Consider the following 17673-nt stretch of genomic DNA (forward strand, 5'->3'; position numbering starts at 1 on the left):
TGGGCGGCTGCCCGCGTCACCCGCTCGAACAACCGCACCCACTCCAGCCGAAGGCATGAACCGCCATGACGAGACCCACGCCAGAGACACTCGCCCACTCCGCCCGGCGGGCCCGCACGGCCGCCGAGCCCGCGAGCGACGCCGCCCACACCGGCCCCGCCCGCGTCGCCGCCACCCCGGCCGCCCCGGGGGTACGCACGCCCGCCCCGGCCCAGGTCTCCGGTGCCGGTTCGCTCGTGCGGTCCCTCGAGGCGCTCGGCGTCGACGTCGTCTTCGGCATCCCGGGTGGCGCGATCCTGCCGGCCTACGACCCGCTCTACGACTCCACCGTCCGGCACATCCTGGTCCGCCACGAGCAGGGCGCCGGGCACGCGGCGACGGGCTACGCCCAGGCGACCGGTCGGGTGGGGGTCTGCATGGCCACCTCCGGCCCCGGCGCGACGAACCTGGTCACCCCGATCGCCGACGCGTACATGGACTCGGTGCCGCTGGTGGCGATCACCGGCCAGGTCGCGCGGCCGGCGATCGGCACGGACGCCTTCCAGGAGGCGGACATCCAGGGCATCACCCTGCCGATCACCAAGCACAACTTCCTGGTGCAGGACGCCGAGGAGATCCCCCGGGTGCTGGCCGAGGCGTTCCACCTGGCGGCCACCGGCCGGCCCGGCCCGGTCCTGGTCGACATCCCCAAGGACGTCCTCCAGGCGCCCACCACCTTCACCTGGCCGCCGACGCTGGACCTGCCCGGCTACCGGCCGACCCTGCACCCGCACGGCAAGCAGATCCGCGAGGCCGCCCGGCTGATGGCGACGGCCCGACGCCCGGTGCTCTACGTCGGGGGCGGCGTGCTGAAGGCCGGCGCCACCGAAGGGCTGCGCCGGCTGGCCGAGCAGACCGGGATCCCGGTGGTCACCACGCTGATGGCCCTCGGCGCGTTCCCCGACTCGCACCCGCAGCACCTGGGCATGCCCGGCATGCACGGCACGGTCGCCGCGGTCTACGGGTTGCAGAAGGCCGACCTGATCGTGGCCCTGGGCGCGCGGTTCGACGACCGGGTCACCGGCAAGCTGGACTCCTTCGCCCCGGACGCGGCGGTCGTGCACGCCGACGTCGACCCGGCCGAGATCGGTAAGAACCGGCACGCGGACGTCCCGATCGTCGGTGACGCCCGGCACGTCATCGACGAGCTGATCGCGGCCGTGGGCAACGAGCAGGCGTCCAGCCGGCGGGCCGACCTCACCGACTGGTGGACGCAGCTCGACGACCTGCGCAAGCGGTACCCGCTGGGCTACGAGGAGCCGGCCGACGGCACGCTCTCCCCGCAGTACGTGATCAAGCGGCTCGGCGAACTCGTCGGCCCGGACGCGATCTTCGTGGCCGGGGTGGGCCAGCACCAGATGTGGGCGTCGCAGTTCATCTCCTACGAGAAGCCGTACACCTGGCTGAACTCGGGGGGCCTCGGCACGATGGGTTACGCCGTGCCGGCGGCGATGGGCGCCAAGGTCGGCAAGCCGGACACCACGGTGTGGGCGATCGACGGCGACGGCTGCTTCCAGATGACCAACCAGGAACTGGCCACCTGCGCGCTGGAGGGCATCCCGGTCAAGATCGCTGTGATCAACAACGGCAACCTCGGCATGGTGCGGCAGTGGCAGACCCTGTTCTACGGGGAGCGCTACTCCAACACCGACCTCGGCACCCACAAGCACCGCATCCCCGACTTCGTGAAGCTCGCCGAGGCGCTCGGCTGCATCGGGCTGCGCTGCGAGAACGCCGAGGACGTCGACAAGACCATCGAGGCCGCCATGGCCATCGACGACGCCCCGGTGGTCATCGACTTCGTCGTCGGCAAGGACGCCATGGTGTGGCCGATGGTCGCCGCCGGCACCAGCAACGACGAGATCATGTTCGCCCGGGGCGTCCGCCCGGTCTTCGACGAGGATGACATCTGACATGAGTGAGCCAACCCAACGAATGATCGAACTCAGTTCCGTGCCGGCTCAGGGCGCGACCGAGCGGAGCGGGGCCGGGGCATGACCATCCACACCCTCAGCGTCCTGGTGGAGAACAAGCCGGGTGTCCTGGCCCGCGTCTCCGGGCTGTTCTCCCGGCGGGGCTTCAACATCGACAGCCTCGCCGTCGGCGAGACCGAGAATCCGGACGTGTCCCGGATCACCATCGTGGTCAACGCCGAGTCGTCCCCGCTGGAGCAGGTCACCAAGCAGCTCAACAAGCTGGTCAACGTACTCAAGATCGTCGAGCTGGACCCGCAGGTCTCGGTCGCCCGGGAACTGCTCCTGGTCAAGGTGCGCGCCGACCGCGCGGCCCGGGCCCAGGTGCTGGAGACGGTCAGCCTGTTCCGGGCCCGGGTGGTCGACGTGGCGCCGGACACGCTGACCATCGAGGCCACCGGCACCCCGGACAAGCTCGACGCGCTGCTGCGCGACCTCGAAGCCTTCGGGATCAAGGAGATGGTCCAGTCCGGGCTGGTGGCGATCGGGCGCGGCTCGCGCTCCATCACCGCCGGGCCCGCGCTCCGGGCCGCCTGACCCGACCGGGACGGCGCACCGAGCGCCGCCCGAACCGCCCGACCGGGCCGGCGCGCGCCACGCGCCGCCCGGGATCGACACCGCACAGAGCCACGACGGACCGCCCGGGCCGTCGTACGAAAGGGAAATCATGAGCGTTGAGGTGTACTACGACGACGATGCCGACCTGGGCCTGATCCAGGGCCGGAAGGTCGCGGTGATCGGCTACGGCAGCCAGGGGCACGCCCACGCGCTGTCGCTGCGTGACTCCGGCGTCGACGTGCTGATCGGTCTGCCGGAGGGCTCCAAGAGCCGGGCCAAGGCCGAGGAGCAGGGCCTGCGGGTCGTCACGCCGGCCGAGGCGGCGGCCGAGGCCGACGTCATCATGATCCTCGCGCCGGACACCGCCCAGCGTCGCCTCTACACCGAGTCGATCGCGCCCCACCTGGCCCCGGGCAAGGCGATCTTCTTCGGCCACGGCTTCAACATCCGCTACGGCCTGATCAAGCCGCCGGCCGAGGTCGACGTGGCGATGGTCGCGCCGAAGGGCCCCGGCCACCTGGTCCGCCGCCAGTACGTCGACGGCAAGGGCGTGCCCTGCCTGGTCGCCGTCGAGCAGGACGCCAGCGGCAACGCGCTCGCCCTCGCCCTGTCGTACGCCAAGGGCATCGGCGGCACCCGGGCCGGCGCCATCAGGACCACCTTCACCGAGGAGACCGAGACCGACCTCTTCGGCGAGCAGGCGGTGCTCTGCGGCGGCGCGGCGGCGCTCGTGCAGACCGGCTTCGAGGTGCTCACCGAGGCGGGCTACGCCCCCGAGGTGGCCTACTTCGAGTGCCTGCACGAGCTGAAGCTGATCGTCGACCTCATGTACGAGGGCGGCATCGCCAAGATGCGCTACAGCATCTCCGACACGGCCGAGTACGGCGACCTGTCCCGGGGCCCGCGCGTCATCGACTCCCGGGTCAAGGAGGAGATGCGCAAGATCCTCAGCGAGGTCCAGTCCGGCGAGTTCGCCCGGGAGTGGGTGGCCGAGGACGAGGCGGGCCGGCCCAACTTCAGCAAGTGGCAGGCCGAGGGCGCGGCGCACCCGATCGAGGAGACCGGGCGCAAGCTGCGCGGGATGATGAGCTGGGTCGACCGCCCGATCACCGAGACCGCCTGACGTACCCTCCCCGGCGGCCCGGCCCGGCGCTCTCCCCGGCGCCCGGGCCGGGCCGCCTGCTCTCTCCGCTCCACCACCGACGCCGCCTGTTCTCCTCCACCACCCGTCACGACGCCGCCGGCCGAGCCGCCGACGGCGTGCCGTCGCGCGCTGTTCACCGGCGGGTCGTCACCCGTTGTGAGGGCACTCACCCCACGGTCCGGGGCATGCCGGGCGGCCGGACACCTACGATCGCGGGGTAGGTGCGTAGCCGGCACCTGACGGCCATGGCCCGGATCAGCGCAGGGCGCAGCGCGGCGTCCCGCAGCCCCGGCCCACCGCTCTGACGACAACTACGAGGACCAATGACTCCTGTCGTACTGATCGCCGAAGAACTCGCTCCCGCCGCCATCGAGGTGCTCGCCCACGACTTCGACGTCCGCCACGTCGACGGCACCGACCGTCCGGCTCTGCTCTCGGCGCTCTCCGAGGCCGACGCCGTCATCGTGCGCAGTGCCACCCAGATCGATGCCGAGGCGATCGCCGCCGCGCCCCGGCTGAAGGTCGTCGCCCGGGCGGGCGTGGGTCTGGACAACGTCGAGGTGCCGGCCGCCACCGCGCGGGGCGTCATGGTCGTCAACGCCCCCACCTCCAACATCGTCTCCGCCGCCGAGCAGGCCCTCGCCCTGCTGCTCGCGGTGGCCCGCAACACCGCCAGCGCCAGCGCCGCGCTGAAGGCGGGGGAGTGGAAGCGGTCGAAGTACACCGGCGTGGAGATCCAGGGCAAGACCGTCGGTGTGGTCGGCCTCGGCCGCATCGGTGTGCTCTTCGCCCAGCGGATCGCCGCCTTCGGCACCCGGCTGATCGCGTACGACCCCTACATCCAGCCGGCCCGCGCGGCCCAGCTCGGCGTCCGCCTGGTGGGCCTGGAGGAGCTGCTGCGGGAGAGCGACTTCATCTCGATCCACCTGCCGAAGACCCCGGAGACCGTCGGCCTGATCGGTGAGAAGGAGCTGGCCGTCGTCAAGCCGGGTGTCCGGATCGTCAACGCCGCCCGGGGCGGGCTGGTCGACGAGCAGGCCCTGGCCGACGCGATCGCCGAGGGCCGGGTCGCCGGCGCCGGCGTGGACGTCTACGCCAAGGAGCCCTGCACCGCCTCGCCGCTGTTCGCCTTGGACAACGTGGTGGCCACCCCGCACCTGGGCGCCTCCACCGGTGAGGCGCAGGACAAGGCCGGCCTGGCCGTGGCCAAGAGCGTGAAGCTGGCGTTGCAGGGCGAGTTCGTGCCGGACGCCGTGAACGTGCAGGCCGGTGGCGTCGTCGCGGAGGGCGTGCGGCCGCTGCTGCCGCTGGCCGAGAAGCTCGGCCGGGCCTTCACCGCCGTGGCCGGCGGGGTCGCCGCCAGCGTCACCGTCGAGGTGCGCGGCGAGATCGTCAACCACGACGTGTCGGTGCTGAAGCTCGCCGCCACCAAGGGGCTGTTCAGCTCGGTGGTCGAGGAGCAGGTCACCTACGTCAACGCCCCGCACCTGGCCGCCGAGCGTGGGGTCGAGGTGACCCTCTTCTCCCAGACCGACACGGTCGACCAGCCCAACCTGGTCACCGTCCGTGGCGCGCTGCCCGACGGCCGTACGGTCAGCGTCTCCGGCACGGTGGCCGCCGCGGGCGCCCGCGACGTCCTGAAGCTGACCGAGGTCGACGGCTTCGACGTGGAGATCGGCGCGGAGGGCATCCTGGTCTTCCTCCGCTACGTCGACCGTCCGGGCGTCGTCGGCACGGTCGGCACGCTGCTCGGCGAGGCCGGCGTCAACATCGCGGCGATGCAGGTGGCCCGGCGGGAGGCCGGCGGTGAGACCCTGATGACCCTCACCGTGGACCAGGCGCTCGGCGCCGACCTGCTCACCTCCGCCGCGGACTCGATCGGCGCGGTCGCGGCCAGCGCGGCGGACCTGCGCGACGAGTGACCTGAGCGCACGACGAAGCGGGGGCCCGGCGGATCGCCGGGCCCCCGCTGTCGTCGGCCGTCAGCCCGGCACCCGGGACGGCGGCGGGTAGACCGAGCCGTCCTGCGCGTCGAAGAGCATGAGGTCGTACGCGCCGGCCAGCCGCTCGATGTCGAGCAGCACCTGGTCCTCGCAGGTCGGGTGCAGGTTCAGCTCGACGTGGTCGTGGGCGGCGTGCAGGGGTGCCACCGCCCACGGGGTGCCCGGGCCGGCCGGGCGGTCCGGGTAGCTGCCGGTGATGGCCCGGTAGAACGCCACCACCCGTGGGTCGGGGTAGCGCTCGACGTGCTGCCCCTGCCGGCACCGCAGCACCGCCGCCCGCACGTCCTCGGGTGTCGCCCCGTCCGCCAGGGCCCACACGCTCAGATCGAAACTCACGGCGGACAGCGTGCCATCCGCCGTTCGCCGCGCCGAAGTCGCCCTCGCGTCCACAGGAAACGGAAACCTCCTGTCGCGACGGTCCGGTGTGGAGACCCTTGCGTTGAGTTGCGTCGATTCGCTAGCGTATCGGTGCGGTCACTGGCCGAGCTCGCGGCGTAGGCCCGTCTTCGGGTGGCGAGGTCGACGTCCGGCCGACTGGCCCGCACCCCTCGATTGCGCGAGCCACGCGCATTCGTCGCTGACCGGCCCTCACGGTCGTTGCCGAGACCGTGGGGGCCGATCACCTGTCCGGACGCTGTTCCCGCAGCCGGTACGGGGCCGACTCCGACGGCGAGCAGCGGCGGATTCAGCGTCGACGGCTCAGCGGCGGTCGGCGAAGAGCGCGCGGTAGTCCGATCCGGTGCGGAACCAGGCCAGCCCGGCCGGCCCGGCGGCGTAGAGCGCGGTCGCGTAGGCGTCCGCGATGGCGAGATCCGGCCCGACCACCGTCGCGGCGACCAACTGGTCGGCCAGCTCGCCGGTGTGCGGGTCCACCACGTGCCCCTGCCGGCCGCTCACCCCGGAGGTGCCGATCGCGCCCGCCGTCATCTCCAGCACCAGTGGCGCCCGCTGCCGGTCCGTCGGGTGGTGCACCGCCACCCGCCACGGGCCGCCGTGCGCCGCGTGCCCACGTACGACGAGGTCGGCGCCCGTGAGCACGGCGTAGTCGTACACGCCGGCGGCGCGCAGCCGGGCCGCGGCCCGCTCCACCGCCCAGCCGCCGAGCAGGCCGCCGGGGTCGAAGCCGCCGGGCACGGCCCAGGCGTCGAACCAGCCGTCGGTGGCCGCCCGCATCGCCGCGCAGCGATCCACGAGGTCGGCCAGCGGCGGGTACGAGTCGGGGCTGATCTCGCCGCGGCGCAGCCGGGAGACCAGGCTCTCGGGACGGTTCGGGCCGTAGGTGAGGTCGATCGCCCGCAACTCCGCGACCGCGTCCCGCAGCGCCTCCCCGACGCCCCGTCGACCCAGCCACCCCGGCGCGTTGAGCAGCAGCGAGTATTCCGCCGTCGAGGTCTGCACGGTGTGCTGGACGGCGATCCGGTCGCCGGCGGCGGCGCCGGGATCCAGCCGGTGACTGCGGGAGCCGAGACGCAGGTCCGGCCGGCGGGGCTGGAAGGCGGGCTGGTCCACCCAGCCGGTCCGTGGCTGCTGGTCGATCGGCATGTCGCTGCTCCCTCGCTGACGCCGGCCGCGTCGTCGCGGCCCCCGCCACGGGCCCCCGTTGACCCGCTTGTCACCACGCTAGGCAGCGGAGATGACCCCACCATGAATGTCACCTGGGAGCATTCTGTGCATCGTATTATCCCGCATTGTGGAAGGCTCGTACCGGGACGCGGGACACGGGCGTACCGTCGGACCAAACGGGCGAGTCGAGGGAGCGTAGGACGTGGCACGGATCGCGGTGGTGGCCGGGGACGGGATCGGACCCGAGGTGGTCGCGCAGGCCCGCAAGGTCATCGACGCCGTGCTTCCGGGTGTGGAGGCCACCGAGTACGACCTCGGCGCCGCCCGCTACCACCGCACCGGCGAGGTGCTGCCCGACTCCGTGCTGACCGAGCTGGCCGGGCACGACGCGATCCTGCTCGGCGCCGTCGGCGACCCGAGCGTCCCACCGGGAGTGCTGGAGCGGGGCCTGCTGCTGAAGCTGCGTTTCGCCTTCGACCAGTACGTCAACCTGCGCCCGTCGCGGCTGTGGCCCGGCGTGGCGGGGCCGCTGGCCAGCGTCAAGCCCGGCGAGGTCGACCTGGTGGTGGTCCGCGAGGGCACCGAGGGGCTCTACGCGGGCGCCGGCGGCGCGCTGCACCGCGGCACCCCGGCCGAGATCGCCACCGAGGAGAGCCTGAACACGCGGCACGGGGTGGAGCGGGTGATCCGGGACGCCTTCGCCCGCGCCACGCGCCGGGAACGGCGCAAGGTCACCCTGGTGCACAAGACCAACGTGCTCACCCACGCCGGCTCGCTGTGGGCGCGCGCCTTCGAGGCCGTCGCCGCCGAGCACCCCGACGTGACCACGGAGTACCAGCACGTCGACGCCGCCGCGATGTTCCTCGTCACCCAGCCCCAGCGCTACGACGTGGTGGTCACCGACAACCTGTTCGGCGACATCCTCACCGACATCGCCGCCGCGGTGACCGGCGGCATCGGCCTCGCGGCCAGCGGCAGCATCAACCCCGAGGGGGCGTACCCGTCGATGTTCGAGCCGGTACACGGCTCGGCGCCGGACATCGCCGGGCGTGGCGTGGCCGACCCCGTCGCGGCCGTACTCTCCGCGGCCCTGCTGCTCGACCAGCTCGGGCACGCCGACGCGGCCGCTCGGGTGACCGCCGCCGTGGGCGCGGAGCTGGCCGGCCGGGTACCGGGGGCGGCGCTGCGCACCGAGGAGGTCGGCGACCGGCTGGCCGGGCACGCCGCCTCCTGAACCCCCGGCCGGAATGACCGGCCCGGCACCCGACCCACCCCGAGTTCGGCTACGCCGCCGGCCCGCGCCGGTCGCGGACGTCAGCGCGTCCACCGGCACTGGTGGGCGGGGCCGCGCTACCCGCTGAACGAACGTTCGGGGTAAGTTTTTCGCACCAGAATTCTCGGCATGCGGACCCGCGTGCCGTAGTCCCGCAGGAAGGTCAGCGCGATGAGCGGTGGTGACAAGCTCGACTTCGAGATCCGTCCGAATCCCGCGCCGGTATCCGCCGCCGACCGGGCCGCACTCCTGGCCAACCCGGGCTTCGGTCGCGTCTTCACCGACCACATGGTCACCATCCGTTACGCCGACGGCAAGGGCTGGTACGACGCCCGCGTCGAGGCCCGCGCGCCCATCCCGATGGACCCGGCCGCTGCGGTGCTGCACTACGCGCAGGAGATCTTCGAAGGGCTGAAGGCCTACCGGACGGCCGACGGCGGGGTCACCATGTTCCGGCCGGAGGCCAACGCCGCCAGGTTCGCCGCCTCGGCCCGGCGGATGGCGATGCCGGTGCTGCCCGAGGAGACCTTCGTCGAGTCGCTGCGCCAGCTCGTCGAGGTCGACCGGGACTGGATCCCCGAGATCGAGGACGCGAGCCTCTACCTGCGGCCGTTCATGTTCGCCAGCGAGGTGTTCCTCGGCGTCCGGCCGGCCAACGAGTACCTCTACGTGGTGATCGCCTCGCCGGCCGGCGCGTACTTCTCCGGCGGCGTGAAGCCGGTGACGGTCTGGGTCTCCCCGGACTACACCCGGGCCGCCCCGGGCGGCACCGGCGCGGCGAAGTGCGGGGGCAACTACGCCGCCTCGCTGGCGGCGCAGGCCGAGGCGATCGAGCACGGCTGCGACCAGGTGGTCTTCCTGGACGCGGTGGAGCGCCGCTTCGTCGACGAACTGGGCGGCATGAACGTCTTCTTCGTCTACGACGACGGCACCGTGGTCACCCCGCCCCTGACCGGCACGATCCTGCCCGGCATCACCCGGGAGTCGGTGCTCACGCTGGCCGCCGCCGCCGGACACCGGATCGAGGAACGGCCGGTGTCCTTCGCCGACTGGCAGGCGGACGCGGTGAGCGGCCGGCTCCGCGAGGTGTTCGCCTGCGGCACCGCTGCGGTGGTCACCCCGATCGGGCAGGTGCGTTTCCCCGACGGCGAGTTCCTCATCGGAGGCGGCGATCCCGGCCGGGTCACGATGTCCCTGCGCCAGCAACTCGTCGACCTCCAGCGCGGCAAGACCGACGACCCCCACGCCTGGGTCCGCCGCATCCTCTGACCCACCCACCCCACCCACCCGCCCCACCCACCCCCGCCCCGCCCCACCCACCCCCGCCCCGCCCCGTCGATCTTGCACTTCCTGCCCGGGCAAATCGTGCATATTGCGCATCAAGAGGGCCGAAACTGCAAGATCGGCGAGGGATGGGAGCGGCGGAGGGGAGGGGGCGGCGGGGAGGGGAGGGGGGGAGGGGGTTAGGTCAGGAGGTGGGTGCGGAGGGCGGTTAGTTGGGTTTCGGCGACGCCGGTGTGGCGTAGGTAGCCCTCGACCGAGCCGTGGGCCTCCCGCAGTTCGGCGAGAAAGTAGGTCATGGCCTCGGCGGGGCAGGTCAACACCGGAAGGTGGAGGTCCGCCGGCCGGCCGATGCTCTCGTACCAGGCGCGGTACCGCTCGCCGGCCTCGGTGCTCAGGGCGTAGTCGGCAACGATCTCGTCGTCAGCGACGCCGAGCACCGAGAGGGTGAGCGCGCAGACGATGCCCGTGCGGTCCTTGCCGGCGACGCAGTGCACGACGACGGGCGCGTTGGGGGAGTCGGCGATGAGCCCGATCGCCTCGGCGATCCCGGCGGTGGCGGTCTCGGCGAGATCGGCGTACCGGTCGGCCAGGTAGCGGGCCAGGTCGGTGCCGGGCTGATAGGGCCGATCGCCCCACTCCGCGTGCACCAGGTGGGCGTTGTGCCAGGTCAGCCCGTCGAAGTGGGGGATGCGGCCGTCGCGCTCCACCTCGTACGGGCGGCGCAGGTCGATGACCGTGCGGACGCCGAGGGCGGCGAACGCGGCCCGGTCCGTGTCGTCGATGCGGTGTGGCGAGTCTGAGCGGTAGAGCCGTTTCCGGCGCACCGTACGCCCGTCGTGGCCGACGTGCCCGCCCACGTCGCGGAAGTTGAACATCGTGGCGAAGGGGATCCTGCGGTCAGCCTCGGAGGTGTCCACGCCGTCACGGTAACGGCCTCCCGCGAGTTGCGGGAGGCCGTGGTGTGCCGGTGGCTACCAGGGTGCGGTGGCTACCGGGCGGTGCCGGGCGGGATCGCCGAGTACGTCTCCCCGTAGTAGCCGCCGAGCCGGTCCCGGTAGGTGGGGTCGGTGTCGGCGGTCTCGTCGTACTCCGGGGCGGCCTTGATCTGGTCCTTGCTCCGGTCGACGTGCACCTTGCGCTCGTCGTGGTCGACGTGGTTGACGGTGCCCGCCGGGATCATGACCTTCCGTCCGAAGATCCACGGCCCGGTGTCCACCACCAGGTAGCTGTCGTTGACCTCGTGGCTGGCACTGTCGATCTTGCCGACGCCGCCGTCGCTGGCCTCCACCTTGTAGCCGACCAGGTCCGCGTCGGCGACCCTCGCGGTGTCCCGGTAGCGCCACGGGTCGAACGTGCCGGCCGGCGCTCCGCCGGCGAACTCGTCCTGGCCGCCGCCGCGCAGCGGGTTCGGGGTGCCGTGTGCGCTGTGCGGGTCGAGCCTGTCCATCTGACAACTCCTGCCCCGACTGTCACCAGTCGTCTCGCCGGATCGGGTGCCTCTCGTCTCTCCGAGGGCTACCCGGGCGGTCGCCGCCGGAAACGGCGATGGGCCGGCGCCAACGGCGATGGGCCGGCGCCGCGGGTGCGGCGCCGGCCCATCGGGCGTACGCGTCAGGCGAGCGCGGCCTGGGCGTCCAGGGTGACCGCGGCGGCGTGCACGACGGCGGCGATGCGCAGCCCCTCGTGCACCTGCTCGCGGCTGAAGCCCGCGCTGCGCAGGGTCTTCTCGTGCGACTCCAGGCACACCCCGCAGCCGGTGATCGCCGACACCGCCAGGCACCACAGCTCGAAGTCGGCCTTGTCCACGCCCGGCCTGGCGATGATCTGCATCCGCAGCCGGGCCGGGATCGACTGGTACTGCTCGTCGCCGATCAGGTGCTTGGCCCGGTAGTAGACGTTGTTCATCGCCATGATGGCGGCGGCGCCCTTGGCGGCCTCGACCGCCTCCGGCCCGAGGTGGGTGGCCGCCTCGGCGGCGATCTCCCGCAGCACCACCGGGTTGCGGGCCGCGACGGCGCAGGCCAGGGCGGTGCCCCACGCCTGCTCCGGCTTCAGCGTGCTGGTGGCGATGGTCGAGCCGAGGTTGAGCTTGATGTCCTTGGCGTACTCGGGCAGCGCCGCCTTGATCGCGTCCAGACCCATGGTCAGGCCCCGGCGCCGGCGAGGAGCGTGGTGGCGTCGAGGGTGGCGCCGCCCTTGTTCCAGTTGCACGGGCAGAGCTCGTCGGTCTGCAGGGCGTCGAGGACCCGCAGCACCTCGGAGACGTTCCGGCCGACCGAACCGGCGGTCACCATGGCGAACTGGATCTGGTTGTCCGGGTCGACGATGAAGGTCGCCCGCTGGGCCACGCCGTCCTCGCCGAGCACGCCGCAGGCGGCGGTCAGCTCGCGCTTGATGTCGCTGAGCATCGGGAAGGGGATCTCGCGCAGGTCCGGGTGGTCCTTGCGCCAGGCGTAGTGGACGAACTCGTTGTCCACCGACACGCCGAGCACCTGGGCGTCACGGTCGGCGAACTCCTCGTTCAGCCGGCCGAACTCCGCGATCTCGGTCGGGCAGACGAAGGTGAAGTCCTTCGGCCAGAAGAAGACGACCCGCCACTTGCCCTGGTGGGACTTGTGGTTGATCGAGTCGAACGCCTTCTCGGCGTCCAGCGACACGCAGGCGGTGAGTTCGTACTCCGGGAAGCTGTCACCGACAGTGAGCACAGGTCCTCCTTGGCAGCGGCACGAGGCCAATAACTGGATCAGTTCCAGATACTGCCGCAGCGTTGTTTCCGCCTGGTGGCGGCCGGGCGACTTGTGAAGTCGATCACGAGTGGCGCGTTCTGCCAGGAAAATGCCCGGTGGTGCGGTATCGCGACCCTCCGTCACCGTCCCGACATGTGGGTTTCGTCTCCCAAAACCATGGCCCGGGTGGCAGAGTGGCGAACGTGACCAGCACCAACCTGATTATTCGCACCTAGCGCGCCGGCCTCCTCTCCGCCGAGCGCGCAGACCTCTCGCATCCGCGGGGGGTCTTTTTGTTGTTCCCGAAAGGACTCCCCGATGACGTTCCAGGTGTACGACACCACGCTGCGCGACGGCGCCCAGCGCGAGGGGCTCAGCTACTCGGTGGTCGACAAGCTCGCGGTGGCCCGGCTGCTCGACGAGTTCGGGGTCGGCTTCATCGAGGGCGGCTGGCCGGGCGCCGTGCCGAAGGACACCGAGTTCTTCCGTCGGGCGCGCGCCGAACTCGACCTGAGACACGCGCTGCTGGTCGCCTTCGGGGCCACCCGGCGGGCCGGGGTGGCCGTCGCCGAGGACCCCCAGGTCCGCGGCCTGCTCGACGCGCAGACGCCGGCGATCGCCCTGGTCGCCAAGGCGGATCTGCGGCACGTGGAGCGGGCGTTGCGCACCACCGCGGCCGAGAACCTGGCGATGGTCCACGACACGGTGTCGCACCTGGTGGCCGAGGGGCGCCGGGTCTTCGTCGACGGCGAGCACTTCTTCGACGGCTACCGGTTCGACCCGGCGTACACGGCCGCCGTGGTGGAGACCGCACTCGCCGCCGGCGCGGAGCGGATGGTGCTCTGCGACACCAACGGCGGGATGCTGCCCTCCCAGGTGACCGCCGCCATCGCCGACCTCACCGCGCGGCTGGGCGTGGGCCCGGAACTGCTCGGCATCCACTGCCAGAACGACACGGCCTGCGCGGTGGCCAACACCATCGCCGCCGTGGAGGCGGGAGTGCGCCACTTCCAGGGCACCGCCAACGGCTACGGCGAGCGTCCCGGCAACGCGGACATCTTCGAGGTCGTCGCCAACCTCCAGCTCAAGCTCGGGTTGCCCGTCCTACCGGAGGGCTGCCTGGGGCAGATGGTGCGGGTCTCCCACGCCATCGCCGAGATCGCCAACATCGCTCCCGACACCCACCAGGCCTACGTCGGGGCCGCCGCCTTCGCCCACAAGGCGGGGCTGCACGCGAGCGCGATCAAGGTGGATCCGCTGCTCTACAACCACGTGGACCCACAGGTGGTGGGCAACGACATGCGGATCCTCGTCACCGAGATGGCCGGCCGGGCCAGCGTCGAGCTCAAGAGCCGCGAGCTCGGCCTGGACCTGGCCGGCCATCCGGAGGCGCTGTCGCGGGTGACCCGGCGGGTCAAGGAGCTGGAGGCCGGTGGCTGGTCGTTCGAGGCCGCGGACGCCTCGTTCGAGCTGCTGGTCCGTTCGGAGCTGGACACCGCGCCCGCCCGGCCGTTCGCGCTGGAGTCGTACCGGGTGCTGGTCGAGCACCGGGAGGACGGCGCGGTGGTCTCCGAGGCGACCGTCAAGATCCGCGTACGCGGGGAGCGGGTGATCGCCACCGCCGAGGGCAACGGGCCGGTCAACGCCCTGGACGAGGCGCTGCGGGCCGGCCTGGCCCGGCACTACCCGGAGCTGCGCGACTTCGAGCTGGCCGACTACAAGGTGCGGATCCTGGAGGGCACCCACGGCACCGGCGCGGTGACCCGGGTGCTGCTGGAGACCGCCGACGGCGCCGGCCGCGACTGGACCACTGTCGGCGTGCACCACAACGTCGTCGAGGCGTCGTGGCACGCCCTCGTCGACGCGCTCACCTACGGCCTCGACCGCGCCCGCGTCTGACGCCGGCGCGCGGCAACCACCGCCTGCCGGTCACCCGGCCGGGAGGCGTAGCTCGGCCAGGACGGCGCGGTGGTCGCTGCCCGGTATCCGGTGCACCGTGACCGCCCGCACGGCGATCCGCCGGTCGACCAGCACGTGGTCGATGGTCACCGGCGGGATCAGGTCGCCGTCGTACGGGCCCCAGGTGCCGGCCAGTCCCGCGCCGACCTGGTCGGCCGCGTCGACGTAACCGGTGGCCAGCAGGGCGCGCAGCGGGGAGTGGTCGAGGGTGGCGTTGAAGTCGCCGGCGAGGATCCGCAGTGGCCCGTCCGGAGTGGCGGGCGGCTGCGCCGCCAGGTCGGCGCGCCAGGCGCCGACCTGGTCCACCGCGTACGGGGCCGCCGGGTGCGCCGACTCGACCCGCACCGGTGGCGCCCCGGGCGCCGCCACCGTGCCGTAGGCCTGGTCGAAGCCCCAGCCGCCCCGGTTGTGCCGGACACCGACCTCGCCGATCGGGAACCGGGCGTAGAGGGCGGAGCCGACGGTGCCGGGCCGCGGGTGGAGTTGCCGGTGGGGGAGCAGCCGGTCCAGGCCGAGCCGGTCCAGCTCCACCCGGGCCTCCGGGGTGAACTCCTGCACGGCGAGCACGTCGACCTCGTGCCGGCGGACCAGGTCGACAAGCGCCGCCTCGTCGGCCGCCCCGGCGAGCAGGTTGGCGGTCAGCAGCCGCACCGTCGGGCCGGTGACCGAGGGCTGCCCGGACGGCAGGGCCCGGGGCGCCACCACGGCCGCCAGGGGCACCGTGACCAGCGCCGCGACCACCGTCGGCCAGCGCCGCCGCAGGGCGAGCGCGAGCGCCAGCGGCAGCAGGCTCCCGGCGGCGACGTACGGCGTGAAGGCGAGCAGTTGGACCAGCGGTCCCCGGTCGAGCCCGCCCAGCCGGACGGCCGCCCAGGCGAGCCCGGGCGCGACGGCGGCCCAGCAGAGCGCGGTGCCGAGCCGACCCGTCCGGCGGCCCGTCGCCGCCGGTGCGGCCTCGACGATCATGGCTGGAGAGTAACGCCTCCCTGCCCGCGCGGTGGTCCCCACGGGTGTGCACACCGCGCATTCATGAATGGTTGACTCTTCGCTTTTCATGATTCCCCGACGTGCTTGAAAATGGTTGACGAGGCGTGACTGGCTATTGACGCCCCGCTTTTTCCGGTGCTACGTTCCACGAGGTTGAGACGTCGAAACTCTGAGTAGTAATACCTGCTCAGTGTTGGTGGAAATGGTTGAGGCGGCAGCGTTGATGGGGTGACCTCACGTGCGGGTCGCTGATGGTTGCCGCTCATTTCCGCGGCTTGTGAAATGGAAGTCCGCCGGCTCGCAGCGAGTGGGGTCGGTCGAATCCGTACGGTCAACAAAAGGGAGACCCTGTCATGACCACAATCTTCCGACGCAAGGCGGTGGCGGTGGGCGTCGCCGCCCTGGCGCTCGCCCTGGCCGGGGGCGGCATCGCCGTCGCCCAGCCGGCGGCGCAGGCGCCCGCCGAGGTCGCCGCGGCCGTCCAGCAGCCCGGCTCCGGCGGCCAGCCGGCGGTGACTCCCGCCGAGGCCCGCAGGGCCAGGGCGGCGCTGGCGCAGGGCCCCTCCGCGCAGGGGACCAGCCCGGGATCCGTCGCCTTCGCCGTCGTCAGCGACGCCGCTGTCCTGCACCGGGGCTCGCCGGAGGCGGTCTCCGCCACCCGGTACGGCCCCGGGCAGTACCAGGTCCTGTTCAACTACAACGTCCTGCGGAAGGGGTTCCAGGCGACCATCGGCACGATCGACCAGTACCACGTGCCGCCGGGCGGCGAGATCTCCGTGGCACCGCGGCTCCAGACGCCGAACGCGGTCTTCGTGCAGACCCGCAACTCGTCCGGCGGCCCGGCCGACCTGCCCTTCCACCTGACCGTCACCAACTGACCTCCCCGCTGCCGACGCCGGCCCCCGCCCAGCCGCGGGGGCCGGCGCCGTCGCGCCGCCCGCACCCGGCCCGTCCGGCCAGGCCGCCGGTTCCCGTGCCCGTCCGGTCGGTCTCGCCGCCCGCCGCACCTTCTCTGTCGCGCCGGGCGGCTCGTCCCGGTTCCGGCTGGTAAGGGCCGCCCCGACGCCGATAATCCGACGTTTGTCCGACCGCCGGCACGGGAAGCAAGCACCGTGACGGACATCTCGGACACCCTGGCCAGCGTGCCCAGCCCGGTCGATCCCGACGCGACCCCGGCCGACCTGGAACAGACGCTCTTCGAGGTCAAACGCGTGATCGTCGGGCAGGATCGGCTCGTCGAGCGCCTGCTCACCGCCTTGATCGCGGACGGGCACTGCCTCCTGGAGGGCGTGCCGGGGGTGGCCAAGACCCTGGCCGCGCAGACCCTGGCCACAGTGGTGGGTGGCACCTTCTCCCGGATCCAGTTCACCCCCGACCTCGTCCCCTCCGACATCGTCGGCACCAGGATCTACCGGGCCTCGCAGGAGAACTTCGACATCGAGCTGGGCCCCGTCATGGCGAACCTGCTGCTCGCCGACGAGATCAACCGGGCCCCGGCCAAGGTGCAGTCCGCGTTGCTGGAGGCGATGGCCGAGCGCCAGGTCTCCATCGGCGGGCAGAGCTACCCCGTACCGGAACCGTTCCTGGTGCTGGCCACCCAGAACCCGATCGAGTCCGAGGGGGTCTACCAGCTGCCGGAGGCGCAGCGCGACCGGTTCCTGATGAAGATCGTCGTCGACTACCCGACCGACGCCGACGAACTCGCCATCCTCTACCGGATGAGCGCCGACCGGCCCACCGCCCGCCGGGTGCTCGACCCGCGGCGGCTGCGGGAACTCCAGGCCCGTGCCGCCCACGTCTTCGTGCACCACGCCATCGCCGAGTACGTGGTCCGGCTCATCCTTGCCACCCGCGACCCGGGCCGGTTCGGGCTGCCCGAGATCGCCCCGCTGCTCGCGTACGGGGCGAGCCCCCGCGCGACCCTCGGCCTGGTCGCCGCCGCGCGGGCCCAGGCGCTGCTGCGCGGCCGCGAGTACGTGCTGCCCGAGGACGTCCGCGAGTTGGCCGTCGACGTGCTGGCCCACCGGCTGGTGCTCTCCTTCGACGCGGTCGCCGACGGGGTGGCCGCCGACGCGGTGGTCCGGCGGCTGGTCGAGGCCGTCCCACCACCCAGGGTCGCCACCGTCCACCCGGAACACGCGGCCGACCTGGCGGCGGCATGAGG

The 17673-nt window shown here is 72.5% G+C and carries 16 protein-coding genes; 9 read left to right on the forward strand and 7 right to left on the reverse strand.

Annotated elements, in window-relative coordinates:
* The first annotated feature begins 65 nt into the window (after positions 1-65).
* The 4 genes from ABZ809_RS25175 to serA all read left to right on the forward strand — a co-directional run bounded on the left by ABZ809_RS25175 (position 66) and on the right by serA (position 5636).
* Positions 66-1952, forward strand: a complete 1887-nt coding sequence (locus ABZ809_RS25175) for an acetolactate synthase large subunit (protein WP_357565064.1) — start codon at positions 66-68, stop codon at positions 1950-1952.
* Between the two features lie 81 nt (positions 1953-2033).
* Positions 2034-2549 (forward strand): acetolactate synthase small subunit, encoded by a 516-nt coding sequence (gene ilvN, locus ABZ809_RS25180; protein ID WP_357565065.1) that lies wholly within the window; start codon positions 2034-2036, stop codon positions 2547-2549.
* A gap of 130 nt (positions 2550-2679) precedes the next feature.
* A complete protein-coding gene (ilvC, locus tag ABZ809_RS25185) occupies positions 2680-3693 on the forward strand; it encodes a ketol-acid reductoisomerase (protein ID WP_357565066.1) in 1014 nt (337 codons plus the stop codon).
* A 344-nt stretch (positions 3694-4037) separates the two neighbouring features.
* Positions 4038-5636 carry a phosphoglycerate dehydrogenase gene (gene serA, locus ABZ809_RS25190; RefSeq protein WP_357565067.1) on the forward strand — a complete coding sequence of 533 codons (1599 nt, stop codon included), beginning with the start codon at positions 4038-4040 and terminating at the stop codon, positions 5634-5636.
* A gap of 60 nt (positions 5637-5696) precedes the next feature.
* Here the strand turns inward: serA and ABZ809_RS25195 are convergent, their stop codons facing one another.
* Together ABZ809_RS25195 and ABZ809_RS25200 are read right to left on the reverse strand one after the other, a co-directional pair.
* Positions 5697-6053, reverse strand: a complete 357-nt coding sequence (locus tag ABZ809_RS25195; protein WP_357565068.1) for a hypothetical protein — start codon at positions 6051-6053, stop codon at positions 5697-5699.
* 363 nt (positions 6054-6416) lie between these two features.
* Positions 6417-7259 (reverse strand): FAD:protein FMN transferase, encoded by an 843-nt coding sequence (locus ABZ809_RS25200; protein WP_357565069.1) that lies wholly within the window; start codon positions 7257-7259, stop codon positions 6417-6419.
* Positions 7260-7482: 223 nt separating this feature from the next.
* Between ABZ809_RS25200 and ABZ809_RS25205 the strand changes: the two genes are divergently transcribed.
* Positions 7483-8514, forward strand: coding sequence for a 3-isopropylmalate dehydrogenase (locus ABZ809_RS25205; RefSeq protein WP_357565070.1), 1032 nt, complete (start codon positions 7483-7485; stop codon positions 8512-8514).
* A 210-nt stretch (positions 8515-8724) separates the two neighbouring features.
* Positions 8725-9822, forward strand: a complete 1098-nt coding sequence (locus tag ABZ809_RS25210) for a branched-chain amino acid aminotransferase (RefSeq protein ID WP_357565071.1) — start codon at positions 8725-8727, stop codon at positions 9820-9822.
* Between the two features lie 194 nt (positions 9823-10016).
* On the opposite strand, the gene ABZ809_RS25215 is transcribed toward ABZ809_RS25210, so the two are convergent.
* The 4 genes from ABZ809_RS25215 to ABZ809_RS25230 all read right to left on the reverse strand — a co-directional run bounded on the left by ABZ809_RS25215 (position 10017) and on the right by ABZ809_RS25230 (position 12542).
* Positions 10017-10754: a tyrosine-protein phosphatase gene (locus ABZ809_RS25215; protein WP_357565072.1), complete on the reverse strand. Its 738-nt coding sequence runs from the start codon at positions 10752-10754 to the stop codon at positions 10017-10019.
* 71 nt (positions 10755-10825) lie between these two features.
* Entirely contained in the window at positions 10826-11284 is a 459-nt protein-coding gene (locus ABZ809_RS25220; RefSeq protein WP_357565073.1) for a PRC-barrel domain-containing protein, read from the reverse strand.
* Positions 11285-11448: 164 nt separating this feature from the next.
* Positions 11449-11979 (reverse strand): carboxymuconolactone decarboxylase family protein, encoded by a 531-nt coding sequence (locus ABZ809_RS25225; protein WP_357565074.1) that lies wholly within the window; start codon positions 11977-11979, stop codon positions 11449-11451.
* Positions 11980-11981: 2 nt separating this feature from the next.
* Positions 11982-12542 carry a peroxiredoxin gene (locus tag ABZ809_RS25230; protein ID WP_357565075.1) on the reverse strand — a complete coding sequence of 187 codons (561 nt, stop codon included), beginning with the start codon at positions 12540-12542 and terminating at the stop codon, positions 11982-11984.
* A 339-nt stretch (positions 12543-12881) separates the two neighbouring features.
* On the opposite strand from ABZ809_RS25230, the gene cimA reads away from it, so the two are divergent.
* On the forward strand, positions 12882-14462 hold the full coding sequence (cimA, locus tag ABZ809_RS25235; RefSeq protein ID WP_357565076.1) for a citramalate synthase: 1581 nt from the start codon (positions 12882-12884) through the stop codon (positions 14460-14462).
* A 30-nt stretch (positions 14463-14492) separates the two neighbouring features.
* Here the strand turns inward: cimA and ABZ809_RS25240 are convergent, their stop codons facing one another.
* Entirely contained in the window at positions 14493-15488 is a 996-nt protein-coding gene (locus tag ABZ809_RS25240) for an endonuclease/exonuclease/phosphatase family protein (RefSeq protein ID WP_357565077.1), read from the reverse strand.
* 374 nt (positions 15489-15862) lie between these two features.
* Between ABZ809_RS25240 and ABZ809_RS25245 the strand changes: the two genes are divergently transcribed.
* Positions 15863-16387 (forward strand): hypothetical protein, encoded by a 525-nt coding sequence (locus ABZ809_RS25245; protein WP_357565078.1) that lies wholly within the window; start codon positions 15863-15865, stop codon positions 16385-16387.
* A 234-nt stretch (positions 16388-16621) separates the two neighbouring features.
* Positions 16622-17671 carry an AAA family ATPase gene (locus ABZ809_RS25250; RefSeq protein WP_357565079.1) on the forward strand — a complete coding sequence of 350 codons (1050 nt, stop codon included), beginning with the start codon at positions 16622-16624 and terminating at the stop codon, positions 17669-17671.
* The last annotated feature ends 2 nt before the right edge of the window (positions 17672-17673 follow it).

It is taken from the genome of Micromonospora sp. NPDC047074 (genome assembly GCF_040643815.1).
Taxonomy (GTDB): domain Bacteria; phylum Actinomycetota; class Actinomycetes; order Mycobacteriales; family Micromonosporaceae; genus Micromonospora.